Consider the following 25,737-nt stretch of genomic DNA (forward strand, 5'->3'; position numbering starts at 1 on the left):
CGAGGCGCACCGCGGTTACCGGCCCTGAATGTCGATCGATGATGACGTAGCCCTGCTTGAGCAGGTCCCGACGATGCGTCTGTTGGGCGACAGCTCCTTGCGCATGCTGGCGATCGGCTCCGAGCAACGCGATTTCAACGCAGGCGAGGTGCTGTTCAAGACCGGCGACACGGCCGATGCCGGCTATGTCGTGCAGCGCGGCACGTTCCGGGTCGAGGAAGGCGGCGCCGAGATCATCGCCGGTCCCGGCGCGCTGATCGGCGAGCTCGCATTGATCGTCGCGATGAAACGGCCCTCGACCGCGACCGCGCTGGAGCGCGGCTCGGTGATCCGCGTCGCGCGCAGCCTGTTCCAGCGCGTGCTGGAAAGCGATCCGGCCGCAGCCCGCCGCCTCCGCGACGAGCTCGCGCTGCGCACCAGCCAGCTGGCGAGCGATATCCTGATAGCGGGCGGGAAGCTGAGTACGTAATTCCTCGTCGTCCCGGACAAGCGAGCATCGCGAGCGCGATCCGGGACCCATACGCCGCGGCCCATCTTTAGGGCACAAGGGTCGACGGCTTTGCCAATTTCGGAGCCCTGTGGTTATGGGTCCCTGCTCCCGTGCGCAATTGCGCACTAGGCAGGAACGACAGCGAGTCTAAACCTCCATCACCGCCGTGACGGGCACATGATCCGACGGCCGCTCCCAGCTGCGGGCGTCGCGGGTGATCTTGAAGTCGCTGACGTGATCCTTCAGCGCGCGCGAGACCCAGATGTGATCGAGCCTGCGGCCGCGGTCGCCGACGGTCCAGTCCGCGGCGCGATAGCTCCACCAGGTGTAGACCTTTTCCGACATCGGGATCCGCTCGCGCGCGACGTCGAACCATTCGCCATGCGCCTGGGCGGCGAGCAGTTTCTCGGTTTCGACCGGCGTGTGCGAGACGACCTTCAACAGCTGCTTGTGCGACCACACGTCGTGCTCATGCGGTGCGACGTTGAGGTCGCCGACCAGGATGTGGCGGTCGTCCCCGCGCGGATGCAGCGGCTCGCACGCCTTCATCTCGTCGAGGAATTGCAGCTTGTGCTCGAACTTCGGGTTGAGCGCGGGATCGGGAATGTCACCGCCGGCCGGCACGTAGAAATTATGCAGCACCAGCGGTTTCGAAAGCTGCGCTTTCTCGCCGAAGGACACCGAGATATGCCGCGAGTCGATCTTGTCGCAGAACGTCCTGATGTCGGTCGTCTCGAACGGCAGGCGCGAGACGATGGCGACGCCGTGATAGCCCTTCTGTCCGTTCAGCGCGATGTGGTCGTAGCCGAGCCGCTTGAAGCGCTTCAGCGGAAACGCATCGTCGATGCATTTGGTCTCCTGCAGGCACAGCACATCCGGCCGCGCGCTCTTCAGGAATTTGGCGACGATGTCGATGCGCAGGCGCACCGAATTGATGTTCCAGGTGGTGACGGAGAACCGCATGAGAGGTGCGTCTTAGCACGGTTCTCGGCGCGGGTTAGCGCTTTGTCCACAAGCAAGCGCTTGCAGGATGGGTAGAGCGAAGCGAAACCCATCATCTCGCCACGCGGATCGAAGTCGATGGGTTTCGCTGCGCTCTACCCATCCTACGGCATCCCGTTCACCCCGGCGAAGAACCCGGATAGGTCGTGAAGTCGATCTTGAACAGCCCCGGATCGGGCTTCTGCGTCGCGTCGAGATTGTAGACCGCAACTGTCGTGTCGTAGCCCTGCGGGTCGGTGACGGTCCACTGCTTGAGCTTGCCGTCCTTGGCGCCGATCATCAGCAGGAAGCGGCTGGTGCCGACCAGCGCCTGCTTCTCCTCGATCGTGATGCTGACGAACACGTCGTCGGCGGTGACGCTGACGACGTTGGTGTCCTTCATCAGGTCGATGCGGTCCGACAGCAGATAGCGCAGCGGGGTCTGCGACAGCGGATAGATGTCCTGGGTCGCGAGCCTGCGGTCGCGCACCGCGACCGACGAGCCGTCGGCGATCACCTCGATGGTGCTCGGATTGTCATATTCGAAGCGCAGCTTGCCGGGCTTCTGGATGTAGAAATCGCCCTTGGTCTTGGTGCCGTCGGGGCCGACCTGGACGAAATTCCCGACCAGCGTCTGCAGCGACGACAGATAGGCCGAGACCTTGGCGGCCTGCGCCTTCTGATTGGCGTCGAAGGTCTGGAAGATGTTGGCGGGGACGTTGCGGCGCGGATCGGGAATCACCGGGTCCGGCGGTGCCTGGGTGGCGCCTGTGGTGGTCGGGCCCTTGTCCGCATTGCTCTGCGCGCCGGCGTCCTTGGCCTTCGGCGCAGCCTTCGGTCCGGCGTTGGCCACCGGTTTCGGCGTCGCCGGCGCATTCTGCGCAGTCGCGCCGCCGGCGATCGCGGCGGTGACGAGAAGAGCCAGCGCAGTGCGCGTGCCGCGGTCAATGAGATGTTTTGCCATCAGATATGTCAGGTCTCTGTTCGACGCTCGTCCCGCTTCGCCGGATTTTATCCCGCCTCTTCCGAGGGAGATATGGTTTTTCCATGATGATCGCCCCCGATCAGAACTGGCCCTCTTCCTCCCCGACCAGGATTTCACGCTTTCCGGCGTGATTCGCCGGGCCGACGATGCCCTCAAGTTCCATCCGCTCCATCAGCGAGGCGGCGCGGTTGTAGCCGATCTGCAGCCGGCGCTGGATGTAGGAGGTCGACGCCTTGCGGTCGCGCTTGACGATCGCAACCGCCTGCGTGAACAGATCGCCGCCGCCGTCGCCGCCCATGCCGGTGGCATCGAACACGGCGCCGTCCTCGTCGGTCGGCTCTTCCGCGGTGACGGCTTCGAGATATTCCGGCTGGCCCTGCGTCTTGAGGTGACGCACCACCTTCTCGACTTCCTCGTCGGACGCGAACGGGCCGTGCACGCGGCTGATGCGGCCGCCGCCTGCCATGTAGAGCATGTCGCCCTGGCCGAGCAGCTGCTCGGCGCCCATCTCGCCGAGAATGGTGCGGCTGTCGATCTTCGACGTCACCTGGAAGGCGATGCGGGTCGGGAAGTTCGCCTTGATCGTGCCGGTGATGACGTCGACCGACGGACGCTGCGTGGCGAGGATCACATGCAGGCCGGCGGCGCGCGCCATCTGCGCGAGGCGCTGCACCGCGCCTTCGATGTCCTTGCCGGCGACCATCATCAAGTCGGCCATTTCGTCGACGATGATGACGATGTAGGGCAGCGGCTCGAGGTCGAGCTTCTCTTCCTCGTAGATCGCCTTGCCGCTCTCCTTGTCGAAGCCGGTGTGCACGGTGCGCGTCAGCTCTTCGCCCTTGGCCTTGGCTTCGACGAGGCGCGCATTGTAGCCGTCGATGTTGCGCACGCCGAGCTTGGCCATTCGCTTGTAGCGCTCTTCCATCTCGCGCACCGCCCATTTCAGCGCGACAACGGCTTTCTTCGGGTCGGTGACGACGGGCGTCAAGAGATGCGGGATGCCGTCATAGACCGAGAGTTCGAGCATCTTCGGATCGACCATGATCAGGCGGCACTGATCCGGACGCAGCCGGTAGACCAGGCTCAGGATCATGGTGTTGATCGCGACCGATTTGCCGGAGCCGGTGGTGCCGGCGATCAGCATATGCGGCGTGCGCGCGAGGTCGATGATGACGGGATCGCCGCCGATCGTCTTGCCGAGACACAGCGGCAGCTTCGCAACCGAATCGACGCTTTCCTTGGCGACCAAGAGCTCGCGCAGATAGACCTTCTCGCGATGCGCGTTCGGCAGCTCGATGCCGATCGCATTGCGTCCGGCGACCACGGCGACGCGGGCCGACAGCGCGCTCATCGAGCGGGCGATGTCGTCGGACAATCCGATCACGCGCGACGACTTGATGCCGGGCGCGGGCTCCAGTTCGTACAGCGTGACCACCGGGCCTGGGTTGGCCTTGACGATCTCGCCGCGCACGCCGAAATCCTGCAGCACGCCTTCCAGCGAACGCGAATTGGCTTCGAGCTCGGCCTTGCTCAGCGGCTGGCGATCGCTCGCCTTCGGCGCACTGAGCACCGAGACCGACGGCAGCTCGAACTTGTCGGAGTTCTTCTTCTTCGGCTTCGGCTCGGCCTTCTTGCGCGGGGCGCGGGTGACGGGAGCTTCCTCCTCGTCATCCTCTTCTTCCTCGTCGTCGAAAGCCTCGGCCTCGTCTTCGTCCTCATCATGGTCGTCAGCCGCGGGCGCGATCGACGGCGCCGCGCGGCCGCCGCCGATATTGGGCTCCTGACGCTCGAACGCCGCACTGCTGCGGCCCTGCGATCCGCTCGAGACCAGCGATTTGTAGGCGGTCGAGAACAGCCAGCCGAGCCGTGCCTTCGCGCTCATCAGCGCGTGGAACAGCCAGCCCAGCGAGACCGAGCTGCGGTCGTTGTCTTCGTCCTCGACGAACGGCTCGTCGTCGTCAGAGATCGGCGTCAGCTCCTCGTCCTCTTCCTTGGCGCCCCAACCGCAGGCGAACAGGAAGCTCGCGGCCATCGCGACAAACAGGATCAGGCCGAGCACGACGCGATAGATGAAGCCGGGCGGCCCGAACACGACGGCCGGTGTGCGCAGCAGCGCGTCGCCGACCACGCCGCCGAGCCCGGTCGGCAGCGGCCAGGCGGTGTTGTGCGGCCAGCAGCTGGCAAAACCCGCCGCGATCACCGTGCACAGGATCCAGCAGCCGAGCCGCAATGCCTCGCGATCGAACGGACGATGCGTCAGCATCCGCCAACCCCAGACCGCGACCGGCAGCAGCAGCATGATGGCGCCGAGGCCGAGAATCTGCATCAGCAGGTCGGCGCCGATCGCGCCGGGATAGCCGAGCACGTTGCGGATCGCGCGCGAGGTGGCGTGGCTCAGCGACGGATCCTGCACCGACCAGGTCATCAGCGCAGCGGTGATGGCGCCCGACAGCGCAATCAGGCCGAGCCCGGTGAGTTCGCGCAGCCGTCGCGCCAGCGCCTCGCGCAACGAGAGCGGCAGATGGCCGACCAGGGGGATGACACGTTCGATCGCTGGCATACTCAATCTTCGCGCTTCGCGATTAACCCAGGGTTTCGACCAGGCGATGCATCGCCTCGGCCGTCGATTCACTGTCGGAGACCAGCGCAAGGCGGATATAGCCCGCGCCCGGATTGGAACCGTCGTTCTGCTCGCGCGCCAGATAGCTGCCCGGAATCACGCGAACGCCGGCGTCGCGATAGAGCCTGACGGTCACCGCCTCGTCGCCGCCGCGGTCAGAGACGTCGAGCCAGACGCAGAAGCCGCCGGCGGGACGCTTGTAGCCGTAGCGGTTGCCGAGGATCTGGTCGGCGAAATCGAACTTGATGCGATAGAGCCTGCGATTCTCCTCGACATGAGCCTCGTCGCCATAGGCGGCGACCGCGACATGCTGCAGCGGCACCGGCACCTGCGGCGCGGCGACGTTGCGCAGCTCAAGGAACGCGGCGAGAAACTTCCGGTCGCCGGCGGCGAAGCCGACCCGCATGCCCGGCAGGTTCGAGCGCTTCGACAGCGACTGAAATGCAACGACATTTCTGTAGTCGGGCCCGGCGCATTCCAGCATGCTGCCCGGCGCCTCGCGGGTGTAGATCTCCGAGTAGCACTCGTCGGAGAGAATCATGAAGCCGAACCGGTCGGCGAGCTCCTTCAGCCGCGCGAAATAGGCGCGCGAGGCGACCGAACCTTGCGGGTTCGCCGGCGATGCGATGAAGAACGCGACGGTGCGGGCCCATGTCGCCTCGTTGATCGCATCAAGGTCAGGCAGGAAACCGTTGGCGAGCGTGGTCGGCAAATGGATCTGCTCGCAGCCGGCCGCGCGCGCGCCGGCGCCATAGGCCGGATAGAACGGATTCGGCATCAGGATCGCCGGCCGCCCCTTGCGCGGGGCAACGTGGCGCGCGGCTGTGATCGCCGCAAAGAACAGCCCCTCACGGCTGCCGTTCAGCACCAACACCTCGCTCTCCGGATCGACCGGACGCGGCAACTGGAACCGGCTTCCCAGCCAGGTCGAGACCGCGCGGCGGAACGGCTCGATGCCCTTGGCCATCGGGTAGCGGCCGAACTCGGCGGTGTGCTTCGCCAGCACCGGCCCGACGAAATCCGGCACGGGATGCTGCGGCTCGCCGACCGACAGTGTAATCAAGGGCTTAGCCGGCTGGTACGGCGCCAGCAGTTCGGTGGTTCGCACGAATGGGGAGCGCTCGGCCTGGCCGGCGGATGTGGCATCGGCGGCGCCCTGCGCCACGCCGGATGAGGCGGTCATTGCCATGGTTGAAAAGCCAGCACTTTCACTGCGGTCGGAGGTGAGGGGGAGCCGACCGTAAACCGATCAAATCACCATAGATAGGGCGAGGTTAAGACGCGATTAACCATCGGCGGCGCGGCACGTTTGGCCGGCGCGTGATATCAGCACCCCCTCAGAAAACGCATTGAAAAGCCGCATCAAAATTGCACCGGGACATGATCCATCGCCGCGCCGTCAGGGCGCTCATCATCGCGGGCGAGCGCGAGGTCCTGCTGATGCGGATTCGCCCGCCGCACGGCGGCGACTGTTTCTGGATCGCGCCCGGCGGCGGCATCGAGGACGGCGAGACGCCGGAAGCGGCGTTGCAGCGGGAATTGGCCGAGGAATTGGGGCTGGTCGATTTTCAGCCCGGTCCCGCCGTCTGGCGGCGACATCACATCTTCAACTGGGGTGGCCGGCGGATCTCCCAGAAGGAAGAATACCGGATCGTCCACACGGACCGATTCGCGCCCGTGATGAGCGACAAGACGGAGGTGAAGGTGCTCGATTGCTTTCGCTGGTGGCCGATCGCCGATCTATCCCGCGCGGCGGAGCGCCTCACGCCGCTGTCGCTGGCCGGCATCCTCGAAAGCTATTTGCGCGACGGCGCGCCAAGCGAGCTGCCGGACGAGGAAGTCCTGATCGACTGACAGCAATGCCGTGCATTCGAGTGATCCGCTTTACCCGCCATTAAGGCCAGCGCACACGTCACGAGTTCCTTCAGCAATTCGCAACACAGCACGACCGAATGATCCCGCGTATTGCGAGGACGTGCAGACGGACATGGCCATCAGGATCGAGACACACGGCGATGTTCTGCGCCGCACCGGCAAGGTGATGGTGATTGCCGCCGGCACGACCGCGGTGATGTCGTTCACCATCGGCATGCTCGTGTTTGGCCGCGATCTGGCCGCGCCGATCACGGTCGGCCAGATGCAGTTGTTCGGGCTCACCGCCGGCGTCTTTATCTCGATCGCGCTCAGTGGCGCGATGTCCTATCGCGCCGGCCTGTTGATGCTGGAGCTTGCGCATACTCGTCGCGAGCTGGCCCAGATCTCGCAAACCGACCAGCTGACCGGCCTGTTGAACCGCCGCGGCTTCGACACTGAGGCCGCCGCCGCACTCGACCAGGCGCAGGTGGGTGGCGCGTCGGTGGCGGTCCTGATGTGTGACATCGATCATTTCAAGTCGATCAACGACCGCTACGGACATGAGATCGGCGACAAGGTGCTGGTCGAGATCGCCGACGTGCTGCGCCAGTTCGCGATCCGGCATGGTGCGCTGGTCGCCCGTTACGGTGGCGAGGAATTCGCAGCCGTCGTGACCGGCCTGAGCCACGAGCAGACGGCGCGCGGCGCCGAGGAAATCCGCCGCGATTGCGCGGCGCGCACGATCCTCGACGGCGTGACCCAGCTGCCGGTGACGATCAGCATCGGCTTCACCTTAAAGGACTCCGGCTTCGATCTCGGCAATTTGATGCGAACCGCCGACCAGGCACTCTACGCCGCCAAGCGCCACGGCCGCGACCGAGTCGAGCACGCGCGCGACGCGGCGTGAGGTTGTCGGCATCCGGGCGATGAATGCTCCAACCTCCCCTTGAAAAGGGGAGGTCGCTTTGCTCGGAGAGCAAAGCGGGTGGGGATCTGGTCTATCCACTTGCAGCGTCGCCTGAGGCTGACCCCCATCCCGACCTTCCCCCTTTCAGGGGGAAGGAGAAGACGGAGACCCGTAGCCCGGATGCAGCGAAGCGAAATCCGGGGCAGTATCGCCCACGTAGACACCGTTCCGGGATTGCGCTGCGCTCCATCCGGGCTACGTACTCGATGTGATGTCTACCGCGCCGGCAGCTTCTCGAACGACGGCTTGCCCTCGGGCAGATGGTGGAAGGTCTGCTTGTCGCAGGTGTAGATCGTCATCTGTGGGGCGAACACGCTGGGGTCGTCGAACGTGCCGACCTTCAGGATCGTGGCGGGCAGGCCCGGCACCTTGGTCACGAGATGCGTGCCGCATTCCGGGCAGAATTCGCGCGTCACGGCGCGTTCGAGGTCCTTCCGGGTGAACTGCTTGGGTTGGCTGGCGGTGTATTTGAAGCCGGTGGTCGGCATCGCCATGAACATGTTCGGTCCGCCGCCCGTGATGTATTGGCATTCGCGGCACAGGCATTGCGCCGCCATCATCGGTTCGCCTTCGGCCTCATAGCGCACGTTGCCGCAATAGCACCTGCCTTGCACCTTCATGACGTCCTCCCGGTTTTTTGTCTGTAGCCTGTCATTCCACAATAGCAGGCAATTCCGACAATATTTTCTCAAGCCGCAGAAAAAAGAAAGGGGCTCCAACTTGCGCTGGAGCCCCTCAACGGTCCGGACATTGCCGGGTATGTGCCCGGACCGTAGTTCTGGGAACGACCGCTTGGGGAGGTCGCGCCCCGGGAGAACTCACATGTTGTAGGCGCGCTCCGTGTGCTCGGTGATGTCGAGGCCTTCACGCTCGGTCTCGACGTTGGCACGCAGGCCGACGATCACGTCCACGATCTTGTAGAGGATCGCAGAGCCGATGCCCGACCACACCAGCGTTGTGGCGACGCCCCAGCACTGCGAGGTCATCTGCGCCACGAAGTCGTAATCGGCAACCTTCGGCGGGATCGCGGTGTAGTCGATGATGCCGGCACCACCGAGCGCCGGGTTGACCAGGATGCCGGTGCCGAGCGCGCCGATGATGCCGCCGACGCAGTGGACGCCGAACACATCGAGCGAGTCGTCATAGCCGAGCGCGTTCTTCACGACCGTGCAGAAGAACAGGCAGACCACGCCAACCACGAGGCCGAGCACGATGGCACCCATCGGACCGGCGTAACCGGCCGCAGGCGTCACCGCGACGAGGCCCGCGACCGCGCCCGAGAGCGCGCCGAGCAGCGAGGGATGGCCCTTGATGATCCATTCCGCGAACATCCAGGCCAGCGCCGCCGCAGCCGTGGCCACGAAGGAGTTGGTCATGGCGAGCGCAGCGCCGCCATTGGCTTCGAGGTTCGAACCAGCGTTGAAGCCGAACCAGCCGACCCAGAGCAGCGAGGCGCCGATCATGGTCATGGTCAGCGAGTGCGGAGCCATCAGATCCTTGCCGTAGCCGGTGCGCTTGCCGATCAGCAGCGCGCCGACGAGGCCGGCGATGCCCGCGTTGATGTGCACGACGGTGCCGCCGGCGAAGTCGATCGCCCCCTTCTTGAAGATCCAGCCGGCGTCGGCGTTGATCGCGTCGAGGGCGGCCTGCGCCTTCGTCTTGGCATCGCCGTCAGCCGCGGCGGCGAGCGCCTTGGCGGCATCCTGGATCGCGTCCGGGCCCGGCCAGTACCAGACCATGTGCGCGATCGGGAAGTAGATCACGGTGACCCAGATCGGGATGAACAGCGCGATCGCCGCGAACTTCATGCGCTCGGCAAAGGCGCCGACGATGAGGGCCGGCGTGATCGCCGCGAAGGTCATCTGGAAGCACACATAGACGAGCTCCGAGATGTTGGCGTCGACCGAGAAGGTCGCGGCCTTGGAATCCGGCGTGACGCCCATCAGGAAGGCCTTGGAGAAGCCGCCGATGAAGTCGGAGCCGCCGGTGAAGGCGAGGCTGTAGCCGTAGAGGGCCCAGAGCACGGTGACGATGCAGACGGTGTAGAACACCTGCGCCAGCACCGAGAGCATGTTCTTGGAGCGGACGAGACCGCCATAGAACAGCGCGAGGCCCGGAATGGTCATCAACAGCACCAGCACCGTCGATGTCAGCATCCAGGCGTTGTCGCCCTTGTTGACGGTTGGCTCGGCGTAGGCGGCGGTCGCGGCAAAGAGGCCGACTGCGAGGGCCGCCAATCCCGCGCCATAGGGACGCTTGAACGTCATGTTATTTCACTCCTGAGGTCTTAAAGGTTGAGCGCGAAATCAGAGGGCCGCGGCATCGGCCTCGCCGGTGCGGATGCGCACGGCGTGCTCGAGGCTGATGACGAAGATCTTGCCGTCGCCGATCTGTCCGGTCTTGGCGGCGGCGGTGATGGCGTCGATGGTCTTGTCGACCTGATCGGAGGCGACTGCGACCTCGATCTTGATCTTGGGCAGGAAGCTCACCGCATATTCGGCGCCGCGATAGATTTCCGTATGGCCCTTCTGGCGGCCGTACCCCTTGACTTCCGTCACCGTGAGACCGTGAACGCCAATGGCGGTCAGGGCGTCACGGACCTCTTCCAGCTTGAATGGCTTAATGATCGCCATAACAATTTTCATGAGTCCTATCCCCGCTTGGGCCCGGTGCGAATGAACACCGGGAGTTTCGACTGAGGTTCACCACGCGGAGGACTTCCACTACGCGGGCACAGCCAGGACCCTTAGAATCAAATGCCGTGCCAAACGGCTCGGGTTCGCTAATGGATTATGAATCCGGACCTTTTCCCGCATTGCGGGAGCCAGGCGCTGCTGCGCTATTCCGTCGCGCCTAAAATCTAATCAGATTGGCCTAATTCATGAGCAAGCCAGGGTCTGGACACAATTCTGCTCAGCCGCGGTGCAGATGACGGTATTTAGATAAGGAAATGCCGGGCCCTTAGGCGGCGTCGCGTGCTGCAAAAACCCTGTCGATCAATCCCCATTCGAGCGCCTGTTCCGCCGACATGAAGTGATCGCGGTCCAGGGTCCGTTCCACGTCCGCCTCGGTGCGCCGGCAGTGCTGCGCATAAAGCCGGATGATGCGCCGCTTGGTCGCCTGCATCTCGGCGGCATGGATCTGGATATCGGACGCCTGGCCCTGGAAGCCGCCGAGCGGCTGATGCACGTGCAGGCTGGCATTCGGGAGCGCCGCGCGATGACCGGGCTCGCCGGCCATCAGCAGGAACGACCCCATCGACCGCGCAGTGCCCATGCACAGCGTGTGCACCGGCGCCTTGATGAACTGCATGGTGTCGTACATCGCAAGCCCGCTGGTGACCACGCCGCCATAGGAGTTGATGTAGAGGTTGATCGGCTTGTTCGGATTGTCCGCCTCGAGGAACAAGAGCTGGGCGCAGACCAGCCCGGACATCGCATCATTGACCTCGCCGTTGAGGAAGATGATGCGTTCGCGCAGCAGCCTGGAATAGATGTCGAAGGACCGCTCGCCGCGGGACGACTGCTCGACGACCATCGGGACGAGTTGCATCATGTCGCGCATCGGCGACCTCCCATTTCAGCAGGTGATGAAGTTTCAGCGGATGATTCAGCGGATGATGAAGTCTGCGATCAGGCCGCGCGCATCAGCACGCGGCTGTTGCTGTTGGCCGCTTGCGGCGGGTTTGCGCGCGCGTCGCAGGCTTCCTGGATGATGCGAAACCGGGTGCCGCCGGCATCGTTCGGCTCGATCCGGAAGGTGACGTGACTCTCGCGAAACGGCGGCTGGGAATCGCGGAGCCGGTAACGCACCTCTTCGCCCGTGATCGATGATAGGGGTTCAGCGCCCGCGAGATCACAATCCGGAAGCCAGCGTTCACGCAGGGCTGGAATGGTGACGGCGCGCCATACTTTCTCGGGCGGTGCGTCGAGCTCGTATTCGATCACCAAGGCTGCATCGGCGTCAGGCTCAACCGTGTCGCTCATTGATCCATGTCCTTCAAGAGGTCGGAGAGCGCTTCGATGCGCTTCGGCCAATAGGCGCGGTAGCGGGCGAGCCAGGTCCCGATGCTGGCGATCCCGTCCGGGTCGACTTCATAATTCACGAAGCGGCCCTGCCGCTGCTCGCGCACCAGTCCAGCCGCGCGCAGCACGGCCAGATGCTGCGACATCGCCGGCTGGCTGATTTCCAATCCGTCGCGCAAGGCGCTGGCATTCAGGCTGCCGCCGGCCAGCTTCTCGAAGACCTTGCGGCGGGTCGGATCGGCCAGCGCCTTGAAGATATCGGTATCGACCATGCCGACACATAAGCATACACTTATGTGTCGTGCAAGCTTGAACTCTACGCGCGCCGTGCAGGGTAAGATCGCGCCCGGTCCCTTTGCATGGGGTTGTTTTGCGAGTTTGCCCTCGCGGCGCCCCCATGACCTCGGCCGCTACTGCAGCGCCTCGCCGTGCTGCGAGATGTCGAGGCCCTCCAGCTCCTGCTGCATCGAGACCCGCAAGGGGACGAAGGCCGAGACCAGTTTGAGCAGCACGAAAGTGACGCCGCCGCACCAGAGCGCTGTAACGACGACGCCGTAGAGCTGGATCAGCAGCTGCTGCGGATTGCCTTCGAACAGGCCGGAGGTGCCGCCGATCGCCGCGGTGGCGAAAACGCCCGCGAGCAGCGTGCCGGTCAGGCCGCCGATGCCGTGCACGCCGAACACGTCGAGCGCGTCGTCATACTGGAAGCGATGCTTCAGCCAGGTACAGGCCCAGAAGCAGACCAGGCCGGCAATGATGCCGATGATGATGCCGTGCCAAGGCGCGACGAAACCGGATGCCGGGGTGATGGTGCCGAGCCCTGCGACCGCGCCCGAGATCATGCCGAGCACCGACGGCTTGCGGCGCGTCGCCCATTCGATCGCGCCCCAGGTCAGCGCGCCGGCACAGGCCGCAAGATGGGTGGCGGTGATCGCCATCACCGCGCGCGAATTGGCCGCCAGCGCCGAGCCGCCATTGAAGCCGAACCAGCCGACCCAGAGCAGGCCGGTGCCGACCACGGCGAGCGACAGGTCGAACGGCGATAAATTCTCGCTGCCATAGCCGTGCCGGTTGCCCATCACCTTGGCCGCGACCAGGCCGCTGATGCCGGCGGAGAGATGCACGACGAGGCCGCCGGCGAAGTCCATCACGCCCATCGAGGCGAGGAAGCCGCCGCCCCACACCCAATGCGCCAGCGGCACATAGGCGAAGATGAACCAGCCGATCGAGAACAGCACATAGGCGGAGAACCGCATGCGGTCGGCGACCGAGCCGGCAACCAGCGCCACCGTGATGATCGCAAACGTCATCTGGTACAGCATGAACAGCGCTTCCGGGATGGTCTTTGCCGCCGGATTGACGCTGTCCATCGTGATGCCGGCGAGGAACCAGCTGTCGAGCGATCCGAGCCATGGACCGTTGCCGACGAAGGTCAGCGAATAGCCGAAGATGACCCAGAGGATCGAAATGATCGCAACGGCCGTGAGGCTCTGCGCCATCGTCGCCAGCACGTTCTTCTTGCGCACCATGCCGGAGTAGAACAGCGCGAGCCCCGGGATCGTCATCATCAGCACCAGCGCGGTGGCGACCATCATCCAGGCGGTGTCGGCGGCGTTGATGCCGGAGGCGCTGGAGTCTTGCGCTGACGCCGGCGTACCCCACGAGAGCAGCATTGCAGCAGTGATCGGCGCAGCTGATATCGCTGCACGAAGAGCTCGTGCCCCCATCATCATTCCCCGGCGTGTCGTCGTTTCTTGGTGTGGATTTCGGCGTGCACCGGCGTCGTTGCCGGCGGTGATCTCGAACTTTTCTTGAGCATGATCTCTTCGGAAAACCGGCTTCCACTTTTCCGGATCATGCTCCAGGAGCCATACTTCAAGGCTCAGAGCGCGTCGTTGTCGGTCTCGCCGGTGCGGATGCGCAGGGCGTGGTCGATCGGCGTCACGAAGATCTTGCCGTCGCCGATCTGGCCGGTGCGGGCGTGCTCGGTGATGACGCTGACCGCCTTGTCGGCGAGCGCGGTGTCGACGGCGATCTCGATCCTGAGCTTGGGCAGGAAATTCACGACATATTCGGCGCCGCGATAGATCTCGGTGTGACCCTTCTGGCGGCCATAGCCCTTCACCTCGGTCACCGTCATGCCGTGAACGCCGATCGCGGTCAGGGCCTGGCGTACCTCATCGAGCTTGAACGGTTTGATGATCGCGACGACGAGTTTCATGGTTCAGGCCTTCATTTCCTTGAGGTTTTCCGTGTGCGCCCATCCCCGGAGCGGCACTTGCCGTCTCCGGAGCGGCACTTGCCATCTCCGAGCCTGCACGTCCCGCCACCGGAGCGGCAATTTGCCGTCCGCCAAATCTGGCAGCTTTCTGGGCAAATGGCATAAAAAAGTTGCAGGTTGAAGGGGAAAACGTGCGCAGCGCGTGAACTCCGTCACTGTACGGGACGACAACCGTCGGCCAGAATATGGCTTTCCCGCCCCGGCCAGCGCTCCCGCTGGCTCATTCTCGCCACAGCGCGTGCGCCCGCGCCCCGAGGAACAATAAAATGTCGAATCGAAACTGGTTTTATGCATCTGAAGGCCAGCAAAAGGGCCCCCTGCCTGAAGCTCAGCTCCGCGACCTGATCACCCGTGGCATGGTGGGCGCCGATACCCTGGTGTGGACCGAGGGCATGGCCGGCTGGCAGAAGGCCGGGGAGATTCCTGGCCTTGTTCCGAGTGCCGGTGCGCCGCCGGCGTTTCCGCAGGCCGGCGGACCCCCGCCGGTGGCCGCGTCGGCAAGCTATAGCGGCGGCGCGCTGTCGGCCGACTTCCCGATCTGGGGCCTGTTCGGACGCAGCTTGCTGATGTTCATCGGCCAGATTTTCGTCATCCCTGCGCCGTGGACCGCGACCGGCCTATACCGCTTCGCGATTCCCTATATCCGCGTGCCGGGCCGGCCGCATCTCGGCTTCACCGGGCAGCCGCTCGACATCTGGTACGTCTTCATCGTGCTCGGTCTTCTGACCTATGCCGGAGCGGCCAACAGCAACATCGTCACGCTGCTGTCGCTGCTGCTGCAGGGCTTCCTGAGCTGGATGATCGTTCGCTGGATCTTCAGTCGCCTCAGCTCGAGCGGCGAGGAGCTGCCGATCTCGTTCAACGGCAGCCCGGCGGTCTATGTCGGCTGGTACGTGCTGATGGTGATCGCGGCCATCACCATCATCGGCTGGGCCTGGGTGATGACGGCGTGGTTGCGCTGGATCTGCCGCAACGTCGAAGGTACGCGCCGCGAGGTCACCTTCAATGCCTCGGGCCTCGAAGTGCTGTGGCGAACCATCGTGTTCTCGGTCGGCTGCGCTTTCCTGATCCCGATTCCGTGGGTGCTGCGCTGGTACGCCAACTGGTTCATCTCGCAATTCGCGCTGACCGAGCGCGGCGCCTACGCAGGCAGCTAAGGATTACTTGCGTTCGCGCACCGAACCTTCTTGCGCGACGGACGCCACCAGCGTGCCGTCGGGCTTGAAGATCTGGCCGCGCGTCAGGCCGCGGCCTGATTGCGCGCTCGGCGAATCCTGCGCGTAGAGCAGCCATTCGTCGGCGCGGAACGGGCGGTGAAACCACATCGCGTGATCGAGGCTCGCCGGCATCATGCGCCGGTCGAACAGCGTGCGGCCGTAGCGCGCCATGACCGCATCGAGCAGCGAGAAATCCGACGCATAGGCGAGCGCGCACAGATGCAGCGCCGGATCGTCGGGCAATTTCGCCGCGGTGCGGATCCAGACATGGATGCGGCCATCCTCGATCTGCTGGCCGAAATAGCGGCCGAGCTCGACCGGGCGCAGCTCGATCGGCCGGTCGCTCTCATAGTAGCGGCGGATGAATTCCGGCATTTCCTTGAACATCGGCTGCTTCGACACTTCCTCCGCGGTGAGCTTCTCCGGCGGCGGCACGTCGGGCATCTTCTCCTGATGATTGAAGTTGCTCTCTTCCTCGGCGTGGAACGAGACCATGATGGAGAAGATCGCGTTGCCGTGCTGGATCGCGGTGACGCGGCGGGTGGTGTAGCTCTTGCCGTCGCGCAGCCGCTCGACCTGGTAGATGATCGGGATCTGCGGATCGCCAGGCAGGATGAAATAGCAATGGATCGAGTGCGGCAGGCGGCCCTCGACGGTGCGGCAGGCCGCGACCATCGCCTGGCCGATCACCTGGCCGCCGAACACGCGCTGCCAGCTCGTCTTCGGGCTGTTGCCGCGGAACAAATTCACCTCGAGCTGTTCGAGATCGAGGATGGACAACAGGTCGATCAGGCTCTTGGACATGAGGGGTGCTCTCTTTCGTCATTCCGGGGCTCTCGCTGCGCGAGCCCCGGAATGACGACCGTTGGATTTGGCCTTGTTTCTGTCCCCTGTTTCGCCCAGCTATTATCAGGTAGCAAGCACAGTCTGAGAGCGCAGGGCGCGTAAAGGAACGGCATGCCGGCACAGCGAAGTATTGTCATCTGCGGGGGCGCTTTTGCGGGTCTGGCGCTGGCCGTGGCGTTGCGCCAGGGGCTGGGCCCGGACATTCCGGTCATCGTGGCCGATCCGGCGCTGAGCCAGCGCCCGAGCCGCGATCCGCGCGCGACCGCGATCGTGGCCGCCTGCCGGCGGCTGTTCGAGACCCTCGGCGTCTGGGGGCAGGTGGCGCCGACGGCGCAGCCGATCACGGACATGGTCGTGACCGATTCCAAGCTGGAGGACGCGACGCGCCCGGTGTTCCTCACTTTCGCCGGCAACGTCGAGCCCGGCGAGCCGTTCGCCCATATGGTCGAGAACCGCTATCTGATCGATGCGCTCGCGACCCGCGCCGAAGCCGAAGGCGTCGAGCTGCGCGCCACCGCGGTGTCGAGCTTCGACTCGCGGCCCGACGGCGTCAGCGTGCGGCTGACCGACGGCACCGAGATCGATGCGAGCCTGCTGGTCGCCGCCGACGGCGCGCGATCGAAGCTGCGCGAGCGCGCCGGGATCGCGACCCATGGCTGGGACTATGATCAATCCGGCATCGTGGTCACCGTCGGACACGAGCGCGAACATCACGGCCGCGCCGAGGAGCATTTCCTGCCTGCCGGTCCGTTCGCGATCCTGCCGCTGACCGGCAATCGCTCGTCGCTGGTGTGGACCGAGACGCGCAAGGACGCCGCGCGCATCACGGCGCTGAGCGAGGCGGAATTCCACGCCGAGCTCGAGCAGCGCTTCGGCCTACACCTCGGTGAGATCAAGGCGCTCGATAAGCCGCGTGCGTTTCCGCTCGGCTATTTCGTTGCACGCTCGTTCATCGCCGAACGGCTGGCGCTGATCGGCGACGCCGCGCATGTGATCCATCCGATCGCAGGACAAGGGCTCAACATGGGCCTGAAGGATGTCGCAGCGCTTGCCGAGGTGGTCGTCGATGCGGCGCGGCTCGGCATGGATCTCGGACAAGCCGACGTGCTCGAGCGCTACCAGCGGTGGCGGCGCTTCGACACGATGGCGATGGGGTTTGCGACCAACTCGCTGAACTTCCTGTTCTCCAACGAATCGACGCTGCTGCGCACCGTACGCGACATCGGATTGGGCCTCGTCGATCGCGCGCCGCCGCTGAAGAGCATGTTCATCCGCCAGGCGGCAGGATTGTCAGGCGAAGTGCCGCGGCTGCTGAAGGGCGAGGCGCTGTAAGCCTTGCGCGGTGCCGTAGCCCGGATGCAGCGAAGCGAAATCCGGGAGCAGTCTCTCCACGGGTGGATCGGCCCCGGATTGCGCTGCGCTTCATCCGGGCTACGGCCTTCGCATCCACTATTTCTGCGAAATGAAGCCCGCGACCGCCTCGATCAGGTCGGGATCGAGCGGCCGCTCCGGCTCGTTGTAGCTTGCCATGTCGTCCGCCGCGTCGGTGACGTCGACCAGCAGGTGATTCATGTCCGGCAGCCACAATGATTTGGCCGCGACATCCGCGGTGGTGAGCGCGAGGTAGTCGAGCCGCGCCAGCTGATGGTCGCGGCCGCCCGCGACGATCAGCGCTGGCCCTGTGATCTTCTTCATCGGATCGATCGGATCCTCGGTAAAGGCTGATGTGATGGCGGGCTGCATCGCAGGCGCAATCGCCAGCCCCGCGGGCGGCGGGTTGACGATCTGCCCGGCCATGATGTCGTCGATGGCCTTTCCGATCGGCGCGAATTTGTCCGGCGGCAGCTGCTTTTCGAGCTGCGCCTTCAACAGGTCGCCCTGCTTGCGCGCCGCCGTTGCCAGCAGCACCAGCCGGTCGATCGGTACGCGCTGTGCGGCGAGGATCGCGACCAGGCCGCCCTCGCTGTGCCCGACCACCGCAACATGAGAGAACTTGCCGCTGCCGCGCAGATACTCGATCAGTGCCGCCGCATCGCCGACATAGTCCTTGAACCGAAAGTCCTCCGGACGGCCGAACTCTTTCTTCCATTCGCCGGCGCCGCGCTTGTCGTAGCGCAGCGTCGCGATGCCGCGTGCGACCAGCTGCTCGGAGAGCTTCTTCAATGTCGCCGGCTTGAGCTGTGGCCCGTTGCCGTCATGATCGGTCGAGCCGGAGCCGGCGATCAGCAGCGCCACCGGCGGTTTTGCGATGTCGGGCGGCACCGTCAGCACCGCGTCAATGGCGCCGATGCGCAGCCTGCTCTCGTCGGCTGTAGCGCTCGCCACCGAGACGAGCAGCAGCAGCCATGTGACGAGGGCGCGCATCAATCGATCTTGCGCGCCTCTTCCGGCAACATGATCGGGATGCCGTCGCGGATCGGATAGGCGAGCTTTGCGGAGCGCGAGATCAGCTCCTGCCGCGCGGCGTCGAATTCCAGCGGCCCCTTGGTGATCGGGCACACCAGGATTTCGAGCAGTTTCGGGTCGGCGGTGCTCTCGAGGTGGTCGGTCGTGGAATTCATCGATGTCTCCGACTGGAGCGTTTTCGAGCGAAGTGGGCAGCGGTTCGCGTGAAGAAAACGCGTCAGAACAAACTGGCCGTCGTGTAGCACATTCCCGTGTCAGCTGTCAGTGCTTGGTCATCCGCAACAGCTCGTCGATTGCGGCCTGCTGGCGCGGCTTCGGCAGCGTTTGCTCGGACAGCGCGTAGCCGATGAACGCCCAATAGAAGATCTGCGTCCGGCCGCGCGCCACGCCGTCGGGGAATCCGGCATGCCGGAGCAGGGTTTCGATATAGCCGATGCGGCGCTGGTCGACTTCGAGCACGGCGGCGCGCGCCGCGGCATCGGCGGTGGCCCAGCTGCGTACCGCGCGTTCCAGTGCCAGCCGCGCCGAGAAGGCGCGGCGCAGCAGCAGCGCCAGCGCATCGCCGCCTTCCGATATGGTCTCGAGTTCGGCGATCACCTGCTCGGCGGCAACCTCGCGCCAATGGTTGAGGATCGCGGTGCGGTAGGCGCCGATGTCGGCGAAATGCCAGTAGAAGCTGCCGCGCGAGACCCCCATGGCCTTGGCCAGCGGCTCGGCCTTGAGCGCCGTGAAGCCATGCTTCGCCAGTGTCTTCAGGCCCTGATCGAGCCAGTCCTTGACCGAGAGCTGTTCCGTCATGGTTCCCCGTCCGCGCCCGACCATACACAAGTGTATTGACAGGCGCCAGCCGGCGGTGTCTTATCCATACAGTACTGTATGGAGGCGTCATGATGCGTGATCTTCTGCTGCAAGGCGCCGGACTCATCGCCATCCTGGTCAGCCTGATCCATGGCGTTCTCGGCGAGACCAAAGTGTTCGCCCGCGCCACCGTCGAACCGCCGCGGCTGCGTCTCTTGCTTCGTTTGGTCTATCAGGCCGGCACGGTCGCCTGGATCGGCGGCGGCGTGCTGCTGGTCGCCGCGCCTGCGATGGCCTCGGATGCCGCGCGGCACTGGATCGTGGCAACGCTCGCCATCGTGTTCGGCAGCGCCGCGCTCGCGAATGCAGTCGCGACCCGCGGCCGGCATTTCGGCTGGATGGCGATGAGCGCCGTCGTGGCGCTTGCCGCGGCCGGTTACTAGCGAGTGCGATCATGACGATGATCGCGCCAGCCGGAGCATCGTCTTCGCGCGCTGAATGACTGGCTGAGAACGAACAGCGCGAGGCGTCGCGGGTCGCAACCGGCGGAACTGTCCTTGTTCCGCTCGAGGGCTGAAGACGCGCGATCGCAGGATGTGTGCAATATTTATGGAGCCATCAATTTCCGTGCGGAATCGGCTTACGCGCGGATAACCATGCCACTGAAAGTTGTAGAAAATTATCGAGAAGACAATTCAATCGGCCTAGCTTGTCCGCGCCGACAACCATGGGCCGACGCATGTTTCGTGTTCTTACGTGTCTTTCAGGTGAGCATGACTGGCGGCTCGTTCTGCTCGCCGGCCTGGTCTGCTTCGTTGCCAGCATTGTCGCCGTCAACATCTTCCATCGCGCGATCGCCTCACAGGCGAGGACGCGGCTGATCTGGATCGCGATCGCGGGAGCTGCGATCGGCTACGGCATCTGGGCAACGCATTTCATCGCCATGCTCGCCTACGAGCCGGGCGTGCCGACCGGCTACGGTATCGTCCTGACCGGCCTGTCGCTCGTCGCAGCGATGATGCTGACGTCCGGCGGCCTCGGCCTTGCCGCCGGCGACTCCAGCCCCTGGCGTGCGCCGGTCGGCGGCGCGGTGATCGGAGCCGGCATCGCCAGCATGCATTATCTCGGAATGTGGGCGCTGGAGGTGCCGGGGCGTGTGGTGTGGTCGATCGACCTCGTGGCGGCCTCCATCGTGCTCGGCATGCTGTTCGGTTACGCCGCGCTGTCGGTCGCGGTCCGCTATCAGGATCGCTGGATGTCGCTCGTCGCGGCGCTGTTGCTGACGCTTGCGATCGTGTCGCATCATTTCACCGCGATGGGCGCGGTCGAGATCGTTCCGGATCCGTTGCAGACTCCGGAAACCCTGTCGCTCTCTCCCGCCTTCCTCGCCATCGTGATCGCGGGCGTGGCGCTCTCGGTGCTCGGGATGAGCCTGGTCGGCGTGCTTGCCGACCGGCGCCTCGCGCTTCGCACCCGTCGCTTCGAGGAGATCATCAGCCAGCTCTCGCTGGCGCGCCAGCAGGTCGAGGCGTCGCAGAAGGAGCTGGAAGAGCAAAGGTTCCGGCTGGATACGGCGATCAATCACATGGGTGAGGGGCTCTGCATGTTCGATGCGGAGAAGCGCCTCGTCGTGTGCAACGAGCGCTACGCGAAGATGTACCGGCTGCCGCCCGAATTGCTGCTGCCCGGCACCGCCCATCGCGAGATCATCACGCATCGGATCGCCAACGGCCTTCTCAAGGGCGAGACCAGCGACAGCGCCGCGACGCAAGTGCTCGCGACATTGAATGCGCTGCCGGCCGGCGAGATCAGCAGCCGGGTCGACGAGCTTGCCGACGGCCGCCTGATCTGCGTGACGCGGCAGCCGATGCCCGGCGGCGGCTGGGTGGCGACGCATCGTGACGTCACCGAGCAGCGGCGCTCCGAGGCGAAGATCACCCATATGGCGCAACACGACGCGCTGACCGATTTGCCGAACCGCGTGCTGCTCAAGGAGTGGATGGAGCAGGCGCTCTCCGGCGCGCGGTGCGGCGGACCGAGCCTTGCGGTGCTGATGCTCGATCTCGACCGCTTCAAGGACGTCAACGACACCCTCGGACATCCGGCGGGCGATGCGTTGCTGAAGTCGGTGGCCTCGCGGTTGCGCAGGTGCGTCAGCGATACCACCCTGGTCGCGCGGCTCGGCGGCGACGAGTTCGCTGTCATCGACTACGTCACCGATCCGGTCGCGGAAGCCGGTGTGCTCGCCGAGAGGATCAGGAAGGCGCTCAGCGAGCCGATCGATCTCGGCGATCATCGGGTGACCACCACGACCAGCATCGGGATTGCGATCGCGCCACGCGACGGCACCGATTCCGACGAGGTCCTGCGCAGCGCCGATCTTGCGCTCTACTCGGCCAAGAGCGGCGGGCGCGGCTCGTTCCGCTTCTTCGAGCCGGAGCTCGACCGGCTGCTGCAGACCCGGCGCAGCCTCGAGCGCGACATGCGCGGCGCGCTCGCCAATGGCGAGTTCGAGCTGCACTATCAACCGTTCATCAATGTCGCGAGCGGGGAGACCAGCGGCTTCGAGGCGCTGTTGCGATGGCATCATCCGCAACGCGGCACGGTGTCCCCGGCGCAGTTCATTCCGCTGGCGGAGGAGACCGGCCTGATCGTGCCGCTCGGCGAATGGGTGCTGCGCACCGCGTGTGCGGAAGCCGCCAAATGGCCCGACGACCTCAAGATCGCGATCAACCTGTCACCGGTGCAATTCAGGAGCCCCGAACTGGTCCCGGTGATCGTGCACGCGCTGGCGAGCTCGGGCGTTTCGCCTGACAGGCTCGAGCTCGAGGTCACCGAAACGGCGATCATCCAGGACAGCGAGGCGGTGTTCGCGGCGCTCAGCCAGCTGCATGATCTCGGGGTGCGGATCGCGCTCGACGATTTCGGCACCGGCTATTCGTCGCTGAGCTTCCTGCAGAAGTTTCCGTTCGACAAGGTCAAGATCGACCGCAGCTTCGTATCCGAACTCGCGGGCGCAACCGACGAGTCGCGCCGGATCGCGCGCGCGGTCGTTCGCTTCGCCGTCAGCCTCGGCAAGACGACAACGGCCGAAGGCGTCGAGACCAGGGAGCAGCTCGACATCCTGCGCGCCGACGCCTGCGTGGAAGTGCAGGGCTTCCACTTCAGCCCCGCGGTCCAGAGCGAGAAGGTCGCACAGATGATCGGTGGGCGGATGCCGGCAGCAGCCGAACGCCCCGCGGTTCGCCTCGCAATGGCGGGTGCCGCGTCCTGACCGAAAGGCCGCGCCAGCAGAAATACCCATGAGGCGTAAGGCCGCAGCAAGCGGTGAAAACCAAATTGCGCGTGGAGCGCAAAGCGGTTTTCGCGACCGTTAGAATTTCTCTAAAGCGTGCCGTGTCCGCGCTTCCTTGACTTGGCAATCACCTCGGCATTGTTCACGCATGTGCCCTGCGCGATGGCGTTGTGGGCATGATCGTCAACGGAGGGGAGATGCGCGTGAGAGTGATGATGAGCGCTGCGCTTGCAGTGTGCGTTCTGGGGCTGACAGGATCGGCGGCGTTCGCCGACGGCTACAAGAATTGCACCAAGCTCGACAAGGCGTCGTGGAAGCCGGCAAGCGATGCCGAAGCCAAGGCCAAGGCCGCCGGCTACGAGGTGCGCCGCTCGAAGGTCGAGGGCTCCTGCTACGAAGTGTACGGCGTCAAGGAAGGCAAGCTCTACGAGCTGTTCTACAGCCCGGAGGATCTCAGCCTGAAGCACACGATCGCGAAGTGAAACAGACGCGATGACGAAGGCGGCGCCCGGCGCCCGCGGCGCCACCACCGTGAAGGTCTGGGACCTGCCGCTGCGGTTCTGGCACTGGGCGCTCGCCATCCTCGTCCTGGTCGCTTGGGTGACGCCCAACGTCTATGACCGGCTGCACCGGCTGGCGGGCTATTCCGTGATCGGGCTCTTGGCGTTCCGGCTAATCTGGGGCTTTGCCGGCACGCGCTATGCGCGTTTCGGCAAGCTCGGCATCCGGTTGCGCGCCGCGCCGCGCTACATCTGGAATCTCCGCCGCGGCATCACCGGCCGCTATATCGGGCTCAACCCCGCGGGCACCGTGATGCTGGTGGCACTGCTGCTCACGCTCGCGGTCTCCGCGATCACGGGTGCAATGGAGGTCACGGTGACCTTCTTCGGGGTCTGGTGGGTCGAGGACACCCACGCCTATGCCTCGGATGCGGTCATCATCCTGATCGGGCTGCACGTGCTCGGCGTCATCGTGGTGGGATTGCTGCAGCGTCAGAACCTGGTGCGCGCGATGTTCACCGGGCGGAAGGTTTTCCGCAGTCCTCGGTAAGCAGCTTCGAGCCGTCAGACCGGGTCGCGTCTTTGGTTCGGAAGCCCATGCGCAAATCCGCCTCCGGCGCCGGATGATCCCGACCAACAGTTGAGGCTTATTCTTATTCTAATTCCAAACTTGAGCGATTCTAATCGCCGAGCTGCCACTCGGATGACGGAAACTCTCCGAAATAATTCTCAGTGGTGTTAGGTGCGCCCTTATGTCGCGGGCTTTTCGTTTCCGCAGAGCAGGGGGGCGCATGTCATCGCATCGTTGCGTGGGGTTAGGTGCATCGAAATTCGAACTTGGCTTTAATTCCAGGCGCGCGGCGCTGCTCGCGGCGAGCGCGCTGTCGATCATCGGCAGCGGCAGCGCTTTTGGGGCTGAAGATACCGCGAACGAGGCGTTGCTGAAAAAACTCGACAAGATGGAGCGGCGGATCCAGGCGCTCGAGGCCGAGTTGAAGCAGAAGGATAGCCGCGCACCGGCGCCGCAGGCGGCCTCGACCCGGAGCGCCAATGCCGCGGCTTCGGCGGTCGAGCCGAAAGAGGCGACAGACACCAAGGACCCGAAGGACGCCAAGGGCAAGCCCGCAGCTCAATCAGCGCAGACGCCGGCCAAGCCGATGTTGCAGCTGCCTCCGCTTCCAGCGGTGGGTGACAAGCCCATTCTCGGGCTGGCGGACTCGCCCGTGGCCGGTCTCAGCATCGGCGCCTATGGCGAGATCAAGTTCGGCGCCATGCAAAACCCCGCCGCCAACGGCCAGTGGCAGAAGGGCTTCGATGCTGCACGATTCGTCTTGTTGCCGACCTATGCGATCACGCCGAACATCATCTTCAACGCCGAGATCGAGTTCGAGCACGCAGGGTCCGGTTTCGACAACGACGACAAGCTGCACGGCACCGCGGAGATCGAGCAGCTCTGGATCGATTTCAAGATCCTCGATCAGTTCAACTGGCGCGCGCCCGGCATCGATCTCGTGCCGATCGGCTACATCAACCAGCATCACGAGCCGACGCAGTTCTACAGTGTGAACCGGCCCGAATTGTACAACGGCCTCATTCCATCGACCTGGAAGGTGCCGTCGAGCAGCGTCTACGGCACCATCAGCGAGGATCTGAAGTATCAGGTGATGGTCAGCACCAGCAACGAGGACTTCGGCGATACCTTCGACAATCGCACCGCGGCCAAGACCGTGCCGCTTCCCGGAACGCCCTACGCCGCGGGCATCGATGGCCTGAATGGGCTTGGGTTCTCCAGGCCCCCGCTCGGCGACTTCCAGCAGCTCAACAATGCCGTCGCCGTCTCCGGACGGCTCGACGTCACGCCGACATTCCTGCCCGGCTTCGCGGGAAGTGTGAGCGCCTACTTCTCGCCGAACACGACGCCACGCGGGGCGCATGATGATCTCGGCAATTTCCTGGGCCACTCCAGTCTGGCGATGTTCGACGCCGAATTCCGCTACCGCGTTCCTGAAACGGGCCTCGAGCTTCGCGGCGAGTATGTCCACGCCGAATTCAGCCATCCGGAGAACCTGCGCGCGAACAACGATTCAGATCCCACCAACAATGTCGGCAAGGCGATGAACGGCTATTCCGGCGAGATCGCCTATCACGTGCCGCTCGGCACCATCCTGAACAGCGAGTGGGAGGCGGTGCCCTTCTATCGCTACACCTACCAGAATTTGCAGAGCGGCGGCTTTGCCGGCACGGATGCCAACATGCCGACCGGCGCCGGCCAACGCCAGTTCCACACCGCCGGCTTCGCGCTCTTCCCGTCACCAAAGATCGCGCTGAAGGCGACCTATCAGCACGTCATCGACAAGAGCATCACCGGCGCGATGTCGGATTCGTTCCTCGGCGGCGTCGGATTCTTCTTCTGAGATCAGCATGGCCGCGTCGGAGCAAACGCTCCGCGCGCATGATGAAAACGATTGGAGC

General features: G+C 64.7%; 26 protein-coding genes. 10 read left to right on the plus strand and 16 right to left on the minus strand.

The features are described 5' to 3' along the window. Positions 1-28: 28 nt before the first annotated feature. On the plus strand, positions 29-469 hold the full coding sequence (locus ACVIGB_RS31700; RefSeq protein WP_176534510.1) for a Crp/Fnr family transcriptional regulator: 441 nt from the start codon (positions 29-31) through the stop codon (positions 467-469). A gap of 168 nt (positions 470-637) precedes the next feature. On the opposite strand, the gene ACVIGB_RS31705 is transcribed toward ACVIGB_RS31700, so the two are convergent. The 4 genes from ACVIGB_RS31705 to ACVIGB_RS31720 all read right to left on the minus strand — a co-directional run bounded on the left by ACVIGB_RS31705 (position 638) and on the right by ACVIGB_RS31720 (position 6,265). After that, positions 638-1,453, minus strand: a complete 816-nt coding sequence (locus ACVIGB_RS31705; RefSeq protein ID WP_456719718.1) for an exodeoxyribonuclease III — start codon at positions 1,451-1,453, stop codon at positions 638-640. A gap of 157 nt (positions 1,454-1,610) precedes the next feature. Next, positions 1,611-2,435 carry an outer membrane lipoprotein carrier protein LolA gene (locus ACVIGB_RS31710; protein WP_456719717.1) on the minus strand — a complete coding sequence of 275 codons (825 nt, stop codon included), beginning with the start codon at positions 2,433-2,435 and terminating at the stop codon, positions 1,611-1,613. Positions 2,436-2,535: 100 nt separating this feature from the next. Further along, positions 2,536-5,022 carry a DNA translocase FtsK gene (locus ACVIGB_RS31715; RefSeq protein ID WP_456719716.1) on the minus strand — a complete coding sequence of 829 codons (2,487 nt, stop codon included), beginning with the start codon at positions 5,020-5,022 and terminating at the stop codon, positions 2,536-2,538. A gap of 16 nt (positions 5,023-5,038) precedes the next feature. Continuing rightward, positions 5,039-6,265, minus strand: a complete 1,227-nt coding sequence (locus ACVIGB_RS31720) for an aminotransferase class I/II-fold pyridoxal phosphate-dependent enzyme (protein WP_456719715.1) — start codon at positions 6,263-6,265, stop codon at positions 5,039-5,041. A gap of 191 nt (positions 6,266-6,456) precedes the next feature. On the opposite strand from ACVIGB_RS31720, the gene ACVIGB_RS31725 reads away from it, so the two are divergent. Together ACVIGB_RS31725 and ACVIGB_RS31730 are read left to right on the plus strand one after the other, a co-directional pair. Continuing rightward, a complete protein-coding gene (locus ACVIGB_RS31725; protein ID WP_456719714.1) occupies positions 6,457-6,930 on the plus strand; it encodes an NUDIX hydrolase in 474 nt (157 codons plus the stop codon). Between the two features lie 133 nt (positions 6,931-7,063). Further along, complete coding sequence (locus ACVIGB_RS31730; RefSeq protein ID WP_456719713.1) at positions 7,064-7,837, plus strand: GGDEF domain-containing protein; 774 nt, start codon at positions 7,064-7,066, stop codon at positions 7,835-7,837. 275 nt (positions 7,838-8,112) lie between these two features. On the opposite strand, the gene ACVIGB_RS31735 is transcribed toward ACVIGB_RS31730, so the two are convergent. The 8 genes from ACVIGB_RS31735 to ACVIGB_RS31770 all read right to left on the minus strand — a co-directional run bounded on the left by ACVIGB_RS31735 (position 8,113) and on the right by ACVIGB_RS31770 (position 14,143). Beyond that, positions 8,113-8,517 carry a GFA family protein gene (locus ACVIGB_RS31735; protein ID WP_092121101.1) on the minus strand — a complete coding sequence of 135 codons (405 nt, stop codon included), beginning with the start codon at positions 8,515-8,517 and terminating at the stop codon, positions 8,113-8,115. 198 nt (positions 8,518-8,715) lie between these two features. Continuing rightward, positions 8,716-10,164 carry an ammonium transporter gene (locus ACVIGB_RS31740; RefSeq protein ID WP_092121104.1) on the minus strand — a complete coding sequence of 483 codons (1,449 nt, stop codon included), beginning with the start codon at positions 10,162-10,164 and terminating at the stop codon, positions 8,716-8,718. A gap of 39 nt (positions 10,165-10,203) precedes the next feature. Next, complete coding sequence (locus ACVIGB_RS31745) at positions 10,204-10,542, minus strand: P-II family nitrogen regulator (protein WP_044539269.1); 339 nt, start codon at positions 10,540-10,542, stop codon at positions 10,204-10,206. Between the two features lie 316 nt (positions 10,543-10,858). After that, complete coding sequence (locus tag ACVIGB_RS31750) at positions 10,859-11,461, minus strand: ATP-dependent Clp protease proteolytic subunit (RefSeq protein WP_092121107.1); 603 nt, start codon at positions 11,459-11,461, stop codon at positions 10,859-10,861. A 68-nt stretch (positions 11,462-11,529) separates the two neighbouring features. After that, positions 11,530-11,883, minus strand: coding sequence for an SRPBCC family protein (locus tag ACVIGB_RS31755; protein ID WP_456719712.1), 354 nt, complete (start codon positions 11,881-11,883; stop codon positions 11,530-11,532). Beyond that, a complete protein-coding gene (locus ACVIGB_RS31760) occupies positions 11,880-12,194 on the minus strand; it encodes an ArsR/SmtB family transcription factor (protein ID WP_016841428.1) in 315 nt (104 codons plus the stop codon). The genes ACVIGB_RS31755 and ACVIGB_RS31760 overlap by 4 nt, the downstream gene beginning before the upstream one ends. Before the next feature lie 138 nt (positions 12,195-12,332). Next, positions 12,333-13,649, minus strand: coding sequence for an ammonium transporter (locus tag ACVIGB_RS31765; RefSeq protein WP_456719711.1), 1,317 nt, complete (start codon positions 13,647-13,649; stop codon positions 12,333-12,335). 155 nt (positions 13,650-13,804) lie between these two features. After that, the gene (locus ACVIGB_RS31770) at positions 13,805-14,143 is read right to left on the minus strand and encodes a P-II family nitrogen regulator (RefSeq protein WP_092121117.1); all 339 of its coding nucleotides are present in this window, start codon (positions 14,141-14,143) and stop codon (positions 13,805-13,807) included. Positions 14,144-14,469: 326 nt separating this feature from the next. Here ACVIGB_RS31770 and ACVIGB_RS31775 point away from each other — a divergent pair, with 326 nt between their 5' ends. Then, positions 14,470-15,360: a DUF4339 domain-containing protein gene (locus tag ACVIGB_RS31775; protein WP_456719710.1), complete on the plus strand. Its 891-nt coding sequence runs from the start codon at positions 14,470-14,472 to the stop codon at positions 15,358-15,360. Positions 15,361-15,363: 3 nt separating this feature from the next. Here the strand turns inward: ACVIGB_RS31775 and tesB are convergent, their stop codons facing one another. Next, positions 15,364-16,224 carry an acyl-CoA thioesterase II gene (gene tesB / locus ACVIGB_RS31780; protein WP_092121123.1) on the minus strand — a complete coding sequence of 287 codons (861 nt, stop codon included), beginning with the start codon at positions 16,222-16,224 and terminating at the stop codon, positions 15,364-15,366. Between the two features lie 153 nt (positions 16,225-16,377). Here tesB and ACVIGB_RS31785 point away from each other — a divergent pair, with 153 nt between their 5' ends. Beyond that, positions 16,378-17,598 (plus strand): ubiquinone biosynthesis hydroxylase, encoded by a 1,221-nt coding sequence (locus ACVIGB_RS31785; RefSeq protein WP_456719709.1) that lies wholly within the window; start codon positions 16,378-16,380, stop codon positions 17,596-17,598. Between the two features lie 117 nt (positions 17,599-17,715). Here ACVIGB_RS31785 and ACVIGB_RS31790 read toward each other — a convergent pair whose 3' ends face one another. From ACVIGB_RS31790 to ACVIGB_RS31800, 3 genes are all read right to left on the minus strand, one after another. Next, positions 17,716-18,630: an alpha/beta hydrolase family protein gene (locus ACVIGB_RS31790; RefSeq protein WP_456719708.1), complete on the minus strand. Its 915-nt coding sequence runs from the start codon at positions 18,628-18,630 to the stop codon at positions 17,716-17,718. Beyond that, entirely contained in the window at positions 18,630-18,827 is a 198-nt protein-coding gene (locus ACVIGB_RS31795) for a Trm112 family protein (protein ID WP_018269337.1), read from the minus strand. The genes ACVIGB_RS31790 and ACVIGB_RS31795 overlap by 1 nt, the downstream gene beginning before the upstream one ends. Positions 18,828-18,933: 106 nt before the next feature. Continuing rightward, a complete protein-coding gene (locus ACVIGB_RS31800; protein ID WP_456719707.1) occupies positions 18,934-19,470 on the minus strand; it encodes a TetR/AcrR family transcriptional regulator in 537 nt (178 codons plus the stop codon). A 92-nt stretch (positions 19,471-19,562) separates the two neighbouring features. On the opposite strand from ACVIGB_RS31800, the gene ACVIGB_RS31805 reads away from it, so the two are divergent. From ACVIGB_RS31805 to ACVIGB_RS31825, 5 genes are all read left to right on the plus strand, one after another. Continuing rightward, the gene (locus tag ACVIGB_RS31805) at positions 19,563-19,913 is read left to right on the plus strand and encodes a hypothetical protein (RefSeq protein WP_092126409.1); all 351 of its coding nucleotides are present in this window, start codon (positions 19,563-19,565) and stop codon (positions 19,911-19,913) included. Positions 19,914-20,209: 296 nt separating this feature from the next. Beyond that, positions 20,210-22,744, plus strand: a complete 2,535-nt coding sequence (locus tag ACVIGB_RS31810) for a bifunctional diguanylate cyclase/phosphodiesterase (protein ID WP_456719706.1) — start codon at positions 20,210-20,212, stop codon at positions 22,742-22,744. A 233-nt stretch (positions 22,745-22,977) separates the two neighbouring features. Then, complete coding sequence (locus ACVIGB_RS31815) at positions 22,978-23,247, plus strand: PepSY domain-containing protein (protein WP_425304899.1); 270 nt, start codon at positions 22,978-22,980, stop codon at positions 23,245-23,247. Positions 23,248-23,257: 10 nt separating this feature from the next. Next, the gene (locus tag ACVIGB_RS31820) at positions 23,258-23,815 is read left to right on the plus strand and encodes a cytochrome b/b6 domain-containing protein (protein ID WP_456719705.1); all 558 of its coding nucleotides are present in this window, start codon (positions 23,258-23,260) and stop codon (positions 23,813-23,815) included. 241 nt (positions 23,816-24,056) lie between these two features. Beyond that, positions 24,057-25,679, plus strand: coding sequence for a hypothetical protein (locus tag ACVIGB_RS31825; protein ID WP_456719704.1), 1,623 nt, complete (start codon positions 24,057-24,059; stop codon positions 25,677-25,679). The last annotated feature ends 58 nt before the right edge of the window (positions 25,680-25,737 follow it).

Source organism: Bradyrhizobium sp. USDA 4341, assembly GCF_054063755.1.

Coding starts and splice junctions, on each gene's coding strand:
- ACVIGB_RS31700 (WP_176534510.1), top strand. CDS start 29: ATGTCGATCGATGATGACGTAGCCCTGCTTGAGCAGGTCCCGACGATG.
- ACVIGB_RS31705 (WP_456719718.1), bottom strand. CDS start 1,453: ATGCGGTTCTCCGTCACCACCTGGAACATCAATTCGGTGCGCCTGCGC.
- ACVIGB_RS31710 (WP_456719717.1), bottom strand. CDS start 2,435: ATGGCAAAACATCTCATTGACCGCGGCACGCGCACTGCGCTGGCTCTT.
- ACVIGB_RS31720 (WP_456719715.1), bottom strand. CDS start 6,265: ATGGCAATGACCGCCTCATCCGGCGTGGCGCAGGGCGCCGCCGATGCC.
- ACVIGB_RS31725 (WP_456719714.1), top strand. CDS start 6,457: ATGATCCATCGCCGCGCCGTCAGGGCGCTCATCATCGCGGGCGAGCGC.
- ACVIGB_RS31730 (WP_456719713.1), top strand. CDS start 7,064: ATGGCCATCAGGATCGAGACACACGGCGATGTTCTGCGCCGCACCGGC.
- ACVIGB_RS31735 (WP_092121101.1), bottom strand. CDS start 8,517: ATGAAGGTGCAAGGCAGGTGCTATTGCGGCAACGTGCGCTATGAGGCC.
- ACVIGB_RS31740 (WP_092121104.1), bottom strand. CDS start 10,164: ATGACGTTCAAGCGTCCCTATGGCGCGGGATTGGCGGCCCTCGCAGTC.
- ACVIGB_RS31745 (WP_044539269.1), bottom strand. CDS start 10,542: ATGAAAATTGTTATGGCGATCATTAAGCCATTCAAGCTGGAAGAGGTC.
- ACVIGB_RS31750 (WP_092121107.1), bottom strand. CDS start 11,461: ATGCGCGACATGATGCAACTCGTCCCGATGGTCGTCGAGCAGTCGTCC.
- ACVIGB_RS31755 (WP_456719712.1), bottom strand. CDS start 11,883: ATGAGCGACACGGTTGAGCCTGACGCCGATGCAGCCTTGGTGATCGAA.
- ACVIGB_RS31760 (WP_016841428.1), bottom strand. CDS start 12,194: ATGGTCGATACCGATATCTTCAAGGCGCTGGCCGATCCGACCCGCCGC.
- ACVIGB_RS31765 (WP_456719711.1), bottom strand. CDS start 13,649: ATGGGGGCACGAGCTCTTCGTGCAGCGATATCAGCTGCGCCGATCACT.
- ACVIGB_RS31770 (WP_092121117.1), bottom strand. CDS start 14,143: ATGAAACTCGTCGTCGCGATCATCAAACCGTTCAAGCTCGATGAGGTA.
- ACVIGB_RS31775 (WP_456719710.1), top strand. CDS start 14,470: ATGTCGAATCGAAACTGGTTTTATGCATCTGAAGGCCAGCAAAAGGGC.
- tesB (WP_092121123.1), bottom strand. CDS start 16,224: ATGTCCAAGAGCCTGATCGACCTGTTGTCCATCCTCGATCTCGAACAG.
- ACVIGB_RS31785 (WP_456719709.1), top strand. CDS start 16,378: ATGCCGGCACAGCGAAGTATTGTCATCTGCGGGGGCGCTTTTGCGGGT.
- ACVIGB_RS31790 (WP_456719708.1), bottom strand. CDS start 18,630: ATGCGCGCCCTCGTCACATGGCTGCTGCTGCTCGTCTCGGTGGCGAGC.
- ACVIGB_RS31795 (WP_018269337.1), bottom strand. CDS start 18,827: ATGAATTCCACGACCGACCACCTCGAGAGCACCGCCGACCCGAAACTG.
- ACVIGB_RS31800 (WP_456719707.1), bottom strand. CDS start 19,470: ATGACGGAACAGCTCTCGGTCAAGGACTGGCTCGATCAGGGCCTGAAG.
- ACVIGB_RS31805 (WP_092126409.1), top strand. CDS start 19,563: ATGCGTGATCTTCTGCTGCAAGGCGCCGGACTCATCGCCATCCTGGTC.
- ACVIGB_RS31810 (WP_456719706.1), top strand. CDS start 20,210: ATGTTTCGTGTTCTTACGTGTCTTTCAGGTGAGCATGACTGGCGGCTC.
- ACVIGB_RS31815 (WP_425304899.1), top strand. CDS start 22,978: ATGATGAGCGCTGCGCTTGCAGTGTGCGTTCTGGGGCTGACAGGATCG.
- ACVIGB_RS31820 (WP_456719705.1), top strand. CDS start 23,258: ATGACGAAGGCGGCGCCCGGCGCCCGCGGCGCCACCACCGTGAAGGTC.
- ACVIGB_RS31825 (WP_456719704.1), top strand. CDS start 24,057: ATGTCATCGCATCGTTGCGTGGGGTTAGGTGCATCGAAATTCGAACTT.